General features: G+C 57.1%; 10 protein-coding genes. 4 read left to right on the top strand and 6 right to left on the bottom strand.

Going from position 1 to position 12,996, the window contains the following annotated elements:
- Positions 1-14: 14 nt before the first annotated feature.
- The 5 genes from EXW94_RS12755 to argE all read right to left on the bottom strand — a co-directional run bounded on the left by EXW94_RS12755 (position 15) and on the right by argE (position 6,854).
- Positions 15-1,118 carry a glycerol dehydrogenase gene (locus tag EXW94_RS12755; protein ID WP_174340263.1) on the bottom strand — a complete coding sequence of 368 codons (1,104 nt, stop codon included), beginning with the start codon at positions 1,116-1,118 and terminating at the stop codon, positions 15-17.
- 12 nt (positions 1,119-1,130) lie between these two features.
- Complete coding sequence (fsa, locus tag EXW94_RS12750; RefSeq protein ID WP_174340262.1) at positions 1,131-1,793, bottom strand: fructose-6-phosphate aldolase; 663 nt, start codon at positions 1,791-1,793, stop codon at positions 1,131-1,133.
- Between the two features lie 128 nt (positions 1,794-1,921).
- Positions 1,922-2,686, bottom strand: coding sequence for a helix-turn-helix transcriptional regulator (locus tag EXW94_RS12745; protein ID WP_174340261.1), 765 nt, complete (start codon positions 2,684-2,686; stop codon positions 1,922-1,924).
- Between the two features lie 93 nt (positions 2,687-2,779).
- Positions 2,780-5,431: a phosphoenolpyruvate carboxylase gene (gene ppc / locus EXW94_RS12740; protein WP_108417931.1), complete on the bottom strand. Its 2,652-nt coding sequence runs from the start codon at positions 5,429-5,431 to the stop codon at positions 2,780-2,782.
- A 271-nt stretch (positions 5,432-5,702) separates the two neighbouring features.
- Positions 5,703-6,854 carry an acetylornithine deacetylase gene (gene argE, locus EXW94_RS12735; RefSeq protein ID WP_028014830.1) on the bottom strand — a complete coding sequence of 384 codons (1,152 nt, stop codon included), beginning with the start codon at positions 6,852-6,854 and terminating at the stop codon, positions 5,703-5,705.
- 88 nt (positions 6,855-6,942) lie between these two features.
- Here argE and argC point away from each other — a divergent pair, with 88 nt between their 5' ends.
- The 4 genes from argC to oxyR all read left to right on the top strand — a co-directional run bounded on the left by argC (position 6,943) and on the right by oxyR (position 11,440).
- Positions 6,943-7,947, top strand: coding sequence for an N-acetyl-gamma-glutamyl-phosphate reductase (argC, locus tag EXW94_RS12730; RefSeq protein ID WP_174340260.1), 1,005 nt, complete (start codon positions 6,943-6,945; stop codon positions 7,945-7,947).
- Positions 7,948-7,953: 6 nt separating this feature from the next.
- A complete protein-coding gene (gene argB, locus EXW94_RS12725; RefSeq protein WP_174340259.1) occupies positions 7,954-8,730 on the top strand; it encodes an acetylglutamate kinase in 777 nt (258 codons plus the stop codon).
- Between the two features lie 105 nt (positions 8,731-8,835).
- Positions 8,836-10,209, top strand: coding sequence for an argininosuccinate lyase (gene argH, locus EXW94_RS12720; protein WP_174340258.1), 1,374 nt, complete (start codon positions 8,836-8,838; stop codon positions 10,207-10,209).
- Between the two features lie 313 nt (positions 10,210-10,522).
- A complete protein-coding gene (gene oxyR / locus EXW94_RS12715; RefSeq protein ID WP_014172176.1) occupies positions 10,523-11,440 on the top strand; it encodes a DNA-binding transcriptional regulator OxyR in 918 nt (305 codons plus the stop codon).
- Here oxyR and sthA read toward each other — a convergent pair.
- Entirely contained in the window at positions 11,423-12,823 is a 1,401-nt protein-coding gene (sthA, locus tag EXW94_RS12710) for a Si-specific NAD(P)(+) transhydrogenase (protein WP_126817877.1), read from the bottom strand. The two genes, oxyR and sthA, sit on opposite strands and share 18 nt — an antisense overlap.
- Positions 12,824-12,996 lie beyond the last annotated feature (173 nt).

Below are 12,996 nucleotides of genomic sequence, written 5' to 3'. Positions count from 1 at the left end.
TTTATTCACGCTATTTACTCCCACTCCTGCAGGAAACGCTGCCCATACTGGTCGGCAACCAGCAGCGCCGCGTAAACCTGATCCGGTGACACGCCGCCCGGCATGTTGTGAATGGTTTCACCTTCTGCGCAAGATGCCTCCGCAATCAGACGCATTTTCGCCGGAATATCTTCTTTGATATTCAACTGCGCCAACGTGATCGGCAGCCCCACGCTGTGACAAAGTGCCGCGACGGTTTCGATCTCTTCTACCGGCGCGTTTTCCAGCACCAGTTGAGTCAGCGTGCCAAACGCCACTTTTTCGCCGTGGTAGAAGTGATGCGCATCCGGTACCGCCGTCATACCGTTATGAATAGCGTGTGCCGCTGCCAGACCACCGCTTTCAAAGCCTACGCCGCTGAGATAGGTGTTGGCTTCGATAATGCGTTCAAGAGCAGGCGTCACCACGTGCTGTTCCGCTGCCAGCATCGCCTTCTCACCCTCTTCAACCAGCGTGTTGTAGCACAGCTCGGCCAGCGCTAACGCCGCCTGTGTGCACTTTCCGCCCGCCATAGTGGTTGCCCCGCTGCGCGAGCAGGCGCGTGCTTCAAACCAGGTTGCCAGCGCATCGCCAATCCCGGCGGCCAGCAGCCGCGCCGGTGCGCCCGCCACCACTTTGGTGTCGACAATGACCATGTTCGGGTTGTGCGGCAGCATCAGGTAGTGGTCGAACTCACCGCTGTCGGTATAAATCACGGAGAGGGCGCTGCACGGCGCATCGGTGGAGGCGATGGTTGGCGCAATGGCGACCGGCACGTCCATAAAGTGGGCAAGCGCTTTGGCGGTATCCAGCGTTTTACCGCCGCCAATGCCCAGCACCGCCATGCAGTCGGCGCTGTCGGCCAGCTTTTTCAGGCGATCGATTTCATTTTGTGAACATTCGCCACCAAACGGCGCAATTTCGGCATGCAGTTCGGCTTTTTTAAAACTCTGATGCAGGGTTTCTTCGGCAAAACCCAGCACAAATTTATCGCCAACAACCAGCCAACGCTGTGCCAGCGGTTTCAGATAGTCGCCGAGACGGGTAAGCACATCAGCACCCTGGATGTATTTCCCAGGTGATTGAATGATACGGTCCATAACAGTTCTCCCTTAGAGGTTGAGGTTACCAAACGCGTTTTTCCAGTCCTGCTCGAACTTCTCTATGGCTGACTCTACCGCTGGGGTGCCGAGCATTTGTTGCGCTACATCTAAAGGAAGCGTGATTGCTTCACATCCGGCGAGAAGGCAGTCCAGCGCCTGGCGCGGCGTTTTGAAGCTGGCGGCCAGCACCCTGCTTTCCGGCGCGTGCAGTTCCAGCAGGGATTGCAGCTCCTGGACCATGCGAATGCCGTCACCACCCTGAGCATCAACGCGGTTTACATAGGGCGCGACATATTTCGCGCCCGCCAGCGCGGCGAGCAAACCCTGTGCGGCGCTATAAACGGCAGTACCCAGCGTGGTAATGCCCTCTTTTTTCAGCGCCTTGATCGCGGTAAGCCCCTCCGCCGTGACCGGGATTTTCACCACGATGTCCGGGATGGCGTTACTCAGGCGTTTAGCTTCCGCCACCATGCCTTCTGCGTTTCGGCTCATGGTTTGGGCAAACAGCGTGCCTTCTGGTCCAATGGCTTTTTGCAGGCGCGGGAGCACCTCCCAGATGGATTCGCGGCTGGCAGCAATGATGCTCGGATTTGTGGTGACGCCCGCTATGGGAAAAATGCGCGCCAGGCGTTCTACTTCCGCCACGTTGGCGGTATCCAGGTACAGTTCCATTATTTTTCCTTAAGTCAGAAAGGTTGAATAAAGGATACGGCGCACCCAGGCGCGGCGAATACAGGTCAATTTTGCTAAATACTGGACAAATGTAATGTCCTTAGCGAAGTGAGAGAGCGATCACAATGCTACTTTTTGGCGATGAGCTGGCTGTGATACTGGCGTCGATATTCGGAAGGGGAACGTTCGGTGTGCTTGCGAAAGAGACGGCAAAAGTAGTTGCTGTCCGTAAATCCGCAGCGAGTGGCGATATCTTTAATTTTGAGATCGTAGCCTTTCAGCAGCTGACGCGCATGTTCCAGGCGCGTTTTTGTTAAATATTCATTGAATCCGACGCTGCCGACTTTCTGGAATAGATGGGAAAGGTAGTTTGGTGAGATGTAGAACGCCTCTGCTACGGATTCGCGAGTTAACAAAGAGGCATAATTTTCTTCGATATAGCTCCGAACGGCTTCGAACAGTGCCCGGCCGCGGCTGTCTGTGTGAATTTCGCTGCCAAGCAGATCCCGGCAGTGGCTGAGCAGACTTAAAATCACCAGCCTTGCTGTGTCTTGCTCCTCAGGCTGCATCTGTAATTCGGTGAGCGTTTGCAGAAGAAAAGCCCCCGTTCGCGGGCCACGTCGGGCAATCTGTAATTGTTGTAAGAGTACATTGTCACGCTGTAACTCGATTGTAAGCTGCTGCTTACCGAAATGTATGCTCAGGACGTGAGGCGCGGGAGGTGTGATTTGTCCAAAAAAAGAAAAAAAGGCCTCGCAGGGGGTATCAAGCGTAATGCCGAGGCAGGGAGAGGTTCGGGGATGCTGTTCAGTCAGCGCTGAGAAATGAATCTGACCCAGCGGTAACGAGCGGTTCACCAGGTCAGTCAAAATCTGGGTGATATCGAAATGCATAAGGGACTACCGAAATTTGCCGGGTGGCGCTAACGCTTACCCGGCCTACTTATCGTAGGCCCGTGCAAGCGCAGCGCCGCCGGGCGTAAAGCATTAGCCAGTGTTACGCATACCCGCCGCAACGCCTGCAATTGTCACCATTAACGCCTGTTCGACGCGTGGATCCGGCTCTTTACCTTCCTCTTCTGCCAGACGCGAACGGTGCAGCAGCTCGGCCTGCAGGACGTTAAGCGGGTCGGTGTAGATATTACGCAGCTGGATAGATTCGGCAATCCACGGCAGGTCCTCCATCAGGTGTGAGTCGTTGGCGATATCCAGCACCACTTTGATGTCGCCTTCCAGCAGTTCGCGCAGCTCTTTACCCAGCGTCCACAGCTCAGGTTTCACCAGACGCTGATCGTAGTATTCCGCCAGCCACAGGTCAGCTTTTGAGAAGACCATCTCAAGCATGCCCAGGCGGGTAGAGAAGAACGGCCAGTCGCGGCACATGGTTTCCAGTTCATTTTGCTTGCCGTCTTCCACCACTTTCTGCAGTGCGGCACCGGCACCCAGCCAGGCGGGCAGCATCAGACGGTTTTGCGTCCAGGCGAAGATCCACGGAATTGCACGCAGAGACTCGACGCCACCGGTTGGGCGACGCTTAGCCGGGCGAGAGCCCAGCGGCAATTTACCCAACTCCTGCTCAGGCGTAGCCGAGCGGAAGTAAGGCACGAAATCTTTGTTTTCACGCACGTAGCCGCGGTACAGATCGCAGGAGATATCTGACAGCTCGTCCATGATGCGACACCAGGATTCTTTCGGCTCCGGCGGCGGCAGCAGGTTCGCTTCCAGAATGGCGCTGGTGTAGAGCGACAGGCTGCTGATCGTCACTTCCGGCAGACCGTATTTAAAGCGGATCATCTCGCCCTGCTCGGTGACGCGCAGGCCGCCTTTCAGGCTTCCCGGTGGTTGTGACAGCAGCGCTGCGTGAGCAGGTGCGCCGCCACGGCCGATTGAGCCACCGCGTCCGTGGAACAGGGTCAGTTCAATACCGGCTTTCTCGCAGGTTTTGATCAGCGCGTCCTGCGCCTGATACTGCGCCCAGGATGCCGCCATCACGCCCGCGTCTTTTGCGGAGTCTGAATAGCCGATCATCACCATCTGCTTGCCCTGAATAAAGCCGCGGTACCAGTCGATGTTCAGCAACTGCGTCATCACGTCGTTGGCGTTGTTCAGGTCATCGAGGGTTTCAAAGAGTGGCGCGACCGGCAGAGCGTAGTCGATACCGGCTTCTTTCAGCAGGAGGTGAACGCCCAGCACGTCAGACGGGGTTTTCGCCATGGAGATCACATAGGCGGCCACCGATCCTTTCGGCGCATCCACGATCGCCTTACAGGTATTGAGCACTTCGCGGGTGTCGTTGCTTGGCTCCCAGTTGCGCGGCAGGAGAGGGCGCTTGGAATTCAGTTCGCGGATCAGGAAGGCCTGCTTGTCGGCTTCGGACCAACTTTCATAATCGCCGATGCCGAGGTAGCGGGTCAGTTCACCCAGCGCTTCAGTATGACGGGTACTTTCCTGACGCACATCGATACGCACCAGCGGCACGCCGAAACACTTCACGCGGCGCAGGGTGTCGAGCAGTTCGCCGTTGGCGATGATGCCCATGCCACAGGCCTGAAGCGACTGGTAACAGGCGTACAGCGGCTCCCAGAGCTGCTCGTTCTGGCTGAGCAGACCTTCGGGTTTCGGCAGGCGCTGACCTTTAAGGCGTGCTTCCAGCCAGGCCTGAGTCGCCATCAGCTGACCACGCAGTTTTTTCATCAGGAAACGGTACGGCTCGCTGGCGCCTTCTTCTCCGGCCAGCGCGCGCAGTTCCGGCGTTGCTTCAACCATCGACAGCTCGGAGATCAGCACCTGAATGTCCTTCAGGAACAGATCGGTCGCTTTCCAGCGGCTCAGCAGCAGGACGTGACGGGTGATTTCTGCGGTCACGTTCGGGTTACCGTCGCGGTCGCCGCCCATCCAGGAGGTGAAGCGCACCGGAACAAAATCAACCGGCAGGCGGTAGCCCAGGTTCTCTTCCAGCTGTTCGTTCAGCTCGCGCAGATAGTTTGGTATCCCTTCCCACAGGCTGTTTTCCACCACCGCAAAGCCCCATTTGGCCTCGTCGACCGGGCTTGGGCGATGTTTACGAATTTCATCGGTATGCCAGGACTGGGCAATCAGCTGGCGCAGGCGTCGCATCAGCTGGTTGCGCTCGTAGTCGGCAATGTCTTTGTTATCCAACTGCTTCAGACAGTTGTTCACTTCCACCATTTTGTGGATCAGCGTACGACGAGTGATCTCGGTTGGGTGAGCGGTCAGCACCAGCTCCAGCGAAAGAGATTCCACCGCTTTTTTGATGGTGGCTTCGTTGAGATTGGGCTGGTCTTTGAGTTTACGAAGCGTACGGGCAATGACTTCCGGGTTGCTGGCAGCTTCGCCATTTGGCGAAATGCTGTGGTATTGCTCAGCGGTGTTGGCCAGATTCAGGAACTGGCTGAATGCGCGTGCAACGGGCAGCAGCTCATCATTTGACAGGTTCTGCAAGGTGGTGAGCAGCTCCTGACGATTGGCTTCGTTACCGGCACGGGAAGATTTAGACAGCTTGCGGATGGTTTCAACACGGTCGAGGATGTTTTCCCCCAACGCATCTTTGATGGTATCTCCAAGCACTTTGCCGAGCATACTGACATTACTACGCAACGCGGAATATTGTTCGTTCATAAAAACCCAGTCACCCCATCATTTTTGTTTATGCCCAATCGAAAATCTTTTGGACACTATTTTGTCATCTCCCTTTATAAAGCCACGTAAAACCCCCGTCGTCAATTGCTGCGAAAACGGTTCAGCAAACGAATAAATGTGGGCAATTTACGAAATTTAATTCGCTTTGCGTCAGATAAGAGATGCTTATGGGAATGTGACGAAGATCATGCGATTTGTGGCCCTCACCCTAACCCTCTCCCACAGGGAGAGGGGACTCTTCGGGGCCGTTTTAATGCCAGCAGAAGTGATGCACAACCTGGGTAATCAGTTCGCGGGTGGGCTTGATGAAGCGGGTTTCCAGATATTCATCCGGCTGGTGGGCCTGGTTGATGGAACCCGGGCCAAGCACTAGCGTCGGGCACAGGGTCTGAATAAACGGCGCTTCGGTGCAGTAGTTCACCACGTCGGTTTTTTCGCCGAGCAGTTTTTCCACCACCTGGACCAGCTGGTGATCCGGCGGGCACTCATAGCCCGGGATCGGCGGGTGCAGTTCCGAGACCGTCAGGCGGCCCGGCCAGCGTTCGCTCACCGGGGCCAGCGCTTCATTCAGCAGGCCGTCGAGATCGCTCAGGGTCATGCCCGGCAGCGGGCGGATGTCCATGTGCAGTTCACAGCAGGCGCAGATGCGGTTCGAAGCATCACCGCCGTGCAGGCTGCCGAGGTTTAGCGTCGGATACGGCACGGTGAACGCCTCGTAGTGATAGCGCTCTTTCAGGTCGTCGCGCAGGGTCATGATGCGGCCGATGGCGTCATGCATCAGTTCGATGGCGTTCACGCCGCGCGCCGGATCGCTGGAGTGGCCGGACTGGCCCAGCACGCGCACGGCGGTAGAGATATGGCCTTTATGCGCGCGAATCGGCTGCAGAGACGTCGGCTCGCCGATGATCGCGCAATCCGGGCGAATCGACGTGTTTTCAGAGAAGTAGCGCGCGCCCGCCATGCTGGTCTCTTCATCGGCGGTCGCGAGGATATAGAGCGGCTTTTTCAGCTTCGTCACGTCCACGTCACGCAGCGCGTCGAGGATAAAGGCGAAGAAGCCTTTCATGTCGGCGGTGCCCAGGCCGTAGAGCTTGTTGTCGTGCTCGGTCAGGGTGAACGGATCGCGCGTCCAGCGGCCATCGTCAAACGGCACGGTGTCAGTATGACCGGCCAGCAGCAGGCCGCCCGCACCGGTTCCGGTGCTGGCAAGCAGGTTAAATTTGTGGCGTGTTCCGGGGACGGGCTGAACCTCAACGTTAAACCCAAGATCGCTAAACCAACCCGCCAGCAGATTGATTAAAGACTCATTGCTCTGATCCAGCGCTTCTTCCGTTGCGCTGATGGACGGAGTGGCAATCAGGGCGCGGTAGATCTCGATAAATGGCGGTAAGTTCATTTTCATTGTTGACACACCTTAGGTCGTGATAGTATCAATATTCATGCAATAAATGTGAATAAAAATACATTAACGTTGAGCATAAAGGAACCCGATGTTGAATACGCTGATTGTAGGCGCTAGCGGTTATGCGGGCGCAGAGCTTGTAAGCTACGTGAATCGCCATCCACATATGACCATAACCGCTTTGACCGTGTCAGCGCAAAGCAATGATGCAGGAAAGTTAATTTCCGATTTGCATCCGCAGCTTAGGGGCATTGTCGATCTGCCGCTGCAGCCAATGTCTGACATCAGCGAGTTTACCGACGGCGTCGACGTAGTGTTTTTAGCCACTGCGCACGAGGTCAGCCACGACCTGGCGCCGCAGTTTCTGGCGGCTGGCTGCGTAGTCTTCGACCTCTCCGGCGCGTTCCGCGTTAACGACGGCGCGTTTTACGAAAAATATTACGGTTTCACCCATCAGCACCCTGATCTGCTTGAAAAAGCGGTGTACGGCCTGGCGGAGTGGAGCGCAGACAAGCTGAAAGAAGCGAACCTGATTGCCGTGCCGGGCTGCTACCCGACGGCGGCGCAGCTTTCCCTGAAGCCGCTGATCGACGCGGGCCTGCTGGATCTGAACCAGTGGCCGGTGATCAACGCTACCAGCGGCGTGAGCGGAGCAGGGCGCAAGGCCGCTATCTCCAACAGCTTCTGCGAAGTGAGCCTTCAGCCGTATGGCGTGTTTAATCACCGTCATCACCCTGAAATCACGACCCATCTGGGCGCGGACGTGATTTTCACCCCGCACCTGGGCAGCTTCCCGCGTGGGATCCTCGAAACCATTACCTGCCGCCTGAAGCCGGGCGTGACCAAAGAGCAGGTGAGCGAGGTCTTCACGCAGGCGTACGCGGATAAACCGCTGGTACGTCTGTACGACAAAGGCGTGCCGGCGCTGAAAAACGTGGTCGGCCTGCCATTCTGCGATATCGGCTTTGCCGTGCAGGGCGAGCACCTGATTGTGGTGGCCGCAGAAGATAACTTACTCAAAGGCGCTGCCGCACAGGCAATGCAGTGTGCAAATATTCGTTTCGGTTTCCCGGAAACGCAGGCTCTTATTTAAGGTGTGATGATGAACCCATTAATTATCAAACTCGGTGGTGTACTGCTGGACAGCGAAGAAGCGCTGGAGCGTCTGTTTACCGCGCTGGTGAACTATCGTGAATCACACCAACGTCCGCTGGTGATTGTGCACGGCGGCGGCTGCGTGGTGGACGAGCTGATGAAAGGGCTCAACCTGCCGGTGAAAAAGAAGAACGGCCTGCGCGTTACGCCTGCTGACCAGATCGACATCATTACCGGTGCGCTGGCGGGTACGGCGAACAAAACGCTGCTGGCGTGGGCGAAGAAACACCACATTGCCTCCGTTGGCCTCTATCTGGGCGATGGCGACAGCGTAAAAGTGACCCAGCTCGACGAAGAGCTCGGCCACGTTGGACTGGCGCAGCCAGGTTCGCCTAAGCTGATTAACACTCTGCTGGAAGGCGGATTCCTGCCGGTGGTGAGCTCTATCGGTGTGACCGAAGAGGGCGAGCTGATGAACGTCAACGCGGACCAGGCGGCGACGGCACTGGCGGCAACGCTAGGTGCGGACCTGATCCTGCTCTCCGACGTGAGCGGCATTCTGGACGGTAAAGGCCAGCGCATTGCGGAAATGACCGCCGCCAAAGCCGAGCAGCTGATCGAACAGGGCATTATTACCGACGGCATGATCGTTAAAGTGAACGCCGCGCTGGATGCGGCGCGCACGCTGGGCCGCCCTGTGGATATCGCCTCATGGCGTCACGCGGAGCAGCTCCCGGCGCTGTTTAACGGCACGCCGATTGGCACGCGTATTATGGCTTAAGATTCTGTGCCGGATGACGCTTCGCTTATCCGGCCTACGTGAATTTTGTAGGCCCGGTAAGCGTAGCGCCACCGGGCAAAAATATCATCATTAAGGAAATTCGTTATGGCACTTTGGGGTGGGCGTTTTACACAGGCAGCGGATCAGCGGTTCAAACAGTTCAACGACTCTTTGCGCTTCGACTACCGCCTGGCCGAACAGGATATTGTCGGCTCTGTGGCCTGGTCCAAAGCGCTGGTGACGGTGGGCGTACTGACCGCAGACGAACAATTACAGCTGGAAGACGCGCTGAACAATCTGCTGGAAGAGGTGCGTCTTAACCCGCAGCAGATCCTCGAAAGCGATGCTGAAGATATTCACAGCTGGGTGGAAGGCAAACTGATCGATAAAGTCGGCCAACTGGGTAAAAAGCTGCACACCGGGCGCAGCCGTAACGATCAGGTCGCCACCGACCTGAAGCTGTGGTGTAAAGATACCATTGGCGAGCTGCTGGCGGCCAACCGTCAGCTGCAGAGTGCGCTGGTGGAGACCGCGCAGAACAACCAGGACGCGGTGATGCCGGGTTATACCCACCTGCAGCGCGCCCAGCCGGTGACCTTTGCGCACTGGTGTCTGGCCTACGTTGAGATGCTGGCGCGTGATGAAAGCCGTCTGCAGGACACCCTGAAGCGCCTGGATGTCAGCCCGCTGGGCAGCGGTGCGCTGGCCGGTACGGCGTATGAAATCGACCGCGAACAGCTGGCAGGCTGGCTGGGCTTTGCCTCCGCCACCCGTAACAGCCTGGACAGCGTCTCTGACCGCGACCACGTGCTGGAGCTGCTCTCAAACGCGTCTATCGGGATGGTGCACCTGTCGCGCTTTGCCGAAGACCTGATCTTCTTTAACTCTGGCGAAGCGGGCTTCGTCGAGTTGTCCGACCGCGTGACCTCAGGCTCATCCCTGATGCCGCAGAAGAAAAACCCGGACGCGCTGGAGCTGATCCGCGGCAAGTGTGGCCGCGTGCAGGGTGCGCTGACCGGCATGATGATGACCCTGAAAGGGCTGCCGCTGGCGTACAACAAAGATATGCAGGAAGACAAAGAAGGGCTGTTCGACGCGCTCGACACCTGGCTGGACTGCCTGCATATGGGCGCGCTGGTGCTGGACGGCATTCAGGTGAAACGTCCGCGCTGCCAGGAAGCGGCGCAGCAGGGCTATGCAAACTCCACCGAGCTGGCGGACTACCTGGTGGCGAAAGGCGTACCGTTCCGCGAGGCGCACCATATTGTCGGTGAAGCGGTGGTAGAAGCCATTCGTCAGGGTAAACCGCTGGAGGATTTGGCGCTTGCCGACCTGCAGAAATTCAGCGCGGTGATTAGAGACGATGTGTATCCGATTCTGGCCCTGCAGTCTTGTCTGGATAAGCGTGCGGCGAAAGGCGGCGTGTCGCCGAAGCAGGTGGCGCAGGCGATTGCGGATGCGAAGAGCCGGTTGGTTTGATTTGGTTTGAACAGTGCGGGCTGGTGCCCTCACCCCTGCCCTCTCCCACGGGGAGAGGGAGAAAAACGGAGCCTGGCTTAGTGTCAGGCTTTTTTACGCAAAAAAAAGCGGACCACGGGGTCCGCAAAAGTTCACGTTGGCTTTAGTTGTTCGAGTTTTGAGAGAAACTCGCTGACGGTGCGGGGACGTCAAGGGTCAAACACGTGCCGCCTCGTCTATGTGGTGTATTATTCAACAGAATGCTTGATAGGGATAATCGTTCGTTGCTATGCTATCTATCGCCATGAACTATCGTGGCGACGGAGGATGAATAATGAATATTCGTGATCTTGAATACCTGGTAGCGTTAGCCGAGCATCGTCACTTTCGCCGCGCGGCAGATTCCTGCCACGTCAGCCAGCCCACGCTGAGCGGTCAGATCCGCAAGCTGGAAGACGAGCTGGGCGTGATGCTGCTGGAGCGCACCAGTCGTAAGGTTCTGTTCACACAGGCAGGTCTGCTGCTGGTGGATCAGGCGCGCACCGTGCTGCGCGAGGTCAAAGTGCTCAAGGAAATGGCAAGCCAGCAGGGGGAGGCGATGTCCGGCCCGCTGCATATCGGCCTGATCCCAACCGTTGGCCCGTACCTGTTGCCGCACATCATCCCGATGCTGCACCAGACGTTCCCGAAACTCGAAATGTACCTGCATGAAGCGCAAACGCATCAGCTGCTGGCGCAGTTAGATAGCGGCAAGCTCGACTGCGCCATTCTGGCGCTGGTGAAAGAGAGCGAAGCCTTTATTGAAGTGCCGCTGTTCGATGAGCCGATGATGCTGGCGATCTATGAAGATCATCCGTGGGCGAACCGCGATCGCGTGCCGATGGCCGATCTGGCCGGTGAAAAGCTGCTGATGCTGGAAGATGGCCACTGCCTGCGCGATCAGGCGATGGGCTTCTGCTTCGAAGCGGGTGCGGATGAGGATACCCATTTCCGCGCAACCAGCCTGGAAACGCTGCGTAATATGGTCGCGGCGGGAAGCGGAATTACGCTGCTGCCTGCGCTGGCCGTGCCGCGCGAGCGTAAGCGTGATGGCGTAGTCTATCTGCCGTGCATCAAGCCGGAGCCGCGTCGCACCATTGGCCTCGTTTATCGTCCGGGTTCACCGCTGCGCAGCCGCTATGAGCAGCTGGCAGAGGCCATCCGTGGTTCGATGGATGGCCATTTTGACAACGCGTTAAAACAGGCGGTTTAAGCCGTTCAGCGCAGCTACCCGGTAGGCTTCCGCCATTGTCGGGTAGTTAAAGGTGGTGTTAACGAAGTACTCGATGGTGTTACCACCACCTTTCTGCTCCATTATTGCCTGGCCGATATGAATGATTTCCGCCGCGCGTTCACCGAAGCAGTGAATACCGAGGATCTCTTTCGTCTCGCGATGGAACAGGATCTTCAGCGTACCTACGCTCATCCCCACGATTTGCGCCCGCGCCAGATGTTTAAACTGGGCACGTCCCACCTCGTAAGGCACCTTCATTGCCGTCAGCTGCTGCTCGGTTTTACCGACAGAACTGATTTCAGGAATAGTGTAGATCCCCGTTGGGATATCTTCGATCAGGTGCGCCGTCGCTTCGCCTTTTACCAGCGCCTGAGCCGCAATGCGCCCCTGGTCGTAAGCGGCGGAGGCCAGGCTCGGGTAACCAATCACGTCGCCGACCGCGTAAACGTGCGGTAGCGCGGTCTGGTACATGCTGTTGACCTTCAGCTGACCGCGGCTGTCGGTTTCAAGCCCGATATTTTCCAGCTGCAGCGAATCGGTGTTGCCGGTACGGCCGTTGGCATACAGCAGGCAGTCGGCTTTCAGCTTCTTACCGGACTTCAGGTGCATGATCACGCCGTCGTCGCAGCCTTCAATCTTCTCGTACTCTTCGTTGTGGCGTATCACCACGCCGCTGTTCCAGAAGTGGTAGGAGAGGGAGTCTGACATCTCCTGGTCGAGGAATGCCAGCAGGCGGTCGCGGGTGTTGATTAGATCAACTTTGACCTCCATTCCGCGGAATATCGACGCATATTCACAGCCAATCACGCCCGCGCCATAGATGATCACATGGCGTGGTTCGTGCTGCAGGCTGAGAATGGAGTCGCTGTCGTAAACGCGCGGGTGCGAGAAGTCCACGTCTGCCGGATGGTATGGACGTGAACCGCAGGCGATAACAAATTTTTCGGCGGTGAGGGTTTCAACCGAACCGTCGTGGCATTCGAGCGCCAGGGTATGTTCATCCACAAAATGCGCGTTGCCCTGCAAAATCTCACAGTGGTTACGCTCATAAAACCCCTGACGCATGCGCGTCTGCTGGTTAATGACGGTATCCGCGTGATTCAGGATGTCGGCAAAGGAGGAACGAAGAAGTCGGGAGTGGTCGCTGTAGAGAGGGTTCTGGTTAAATTCAATAATGCGGCTAACGGCGTGGCGGAGGGCTTTCGAAGGGATGGTGCCCCAGTGGGTGCAACCGCCGCCGACATTATGGTAGCGCTCAATGACCGCTACTCTGGCTCCCTGTTTCACCAGACCCATAGCAGCGCCTTCGCCGCCGGGGCCGGAACCAATAACTATTGCGTCGTAATCGTAGGAATGTGGCATGGCAAGGCTTACCTGTTCTTATACATAAAAGCAACAGAATCATAACATCATTGCCAGAGTAACCCAATTATCGTTGTGCTTTTTTCCGGCAGTGGAGCACAAACCGCACGTAAACAATCATTCACAAAGCCAGGCAAACAGATTAATTTTATTCTCTGGTATAGTGCCATCAG

This window comes from Enterobacter sp. JMULE2, assembly GCF_013337145.1.
Classification (GTDB): Bacteria; Pseudomonadota; Gammaproteobacteria; order Enterobacterales; family Enterobacteriaceae; genus Enterobacter; species Enterobacter mori.
This window is presented reverse-complemented; position numbering and strand designations above follow the sequence as displayed.

Bases quoted from the DNA above. Each gene is read 5' to 3' on its own strand.
- argC (WP_174340260.1), top strand. From the start codon at position 6,943: ATGTTGAATACGCTGATTGTAGGCGCTAGCGGTTATGCGGGCGCAGAG.
- EXW94_RS12755 (WP_174340263.1), bottom strand. From the start codon at position 1,118: ATGGACCGTATCATTCAATCACCTGGGAAATACATCCAGGGTGCTGAT.
- EXW94_RS12745 (WP_174340261.1), bottom strand. From the start codon at position 2,686: ATGCATTTCGATATCACCCAGATTTTGACTGACCTGGTGAACCGCTCG.
- argE (WP_028014830.1), bottom strand. From the start codon at position 6,854: ATGAAAATGAACTTACCGCCATTTATCGAGATCTACCGCGCCCTGATT.
- ppc (WP_108417931.1), bottom strand. From the start codon at position 5,431: ATGAACGAACAATATTCCGCGTTGCGTAGTAATGTCAGTATGCTCGGC.
- sthA (WP_126817877.1), bottom strand. From the start codon at position 12,823: ATGCCACATTCCTACGATTACGACGCAATAGTTATTGGTTCCGGCCCC.
- oxyR (WP_014172176.1), top strand. From the start codon at position 10,523: ATGAATATTCGTGATCTTGAATACCTGGTAGCGTTAGCCGAGCATCGT.
- argB (WP_174340259.1), top strand. From the start codon at position 7,954: ATGATGAACCCATTAATTATCAAACTCGGTGGTGTACTGCTGGACAGC.
- fsa (WP_174340262.1), bottom strand. From the start codon at position 1,793: ATGGAACTGTACCTGGATACCGCCAACGTGGCGGAAGTAGAACGCCTG.
- argH (WP_174340258.1), top strand. From the start codon at position 8,836: ATGGCACTTTGGGGTGGGCGTTTTACACAGGCAGCGGATCAGCGGTTC.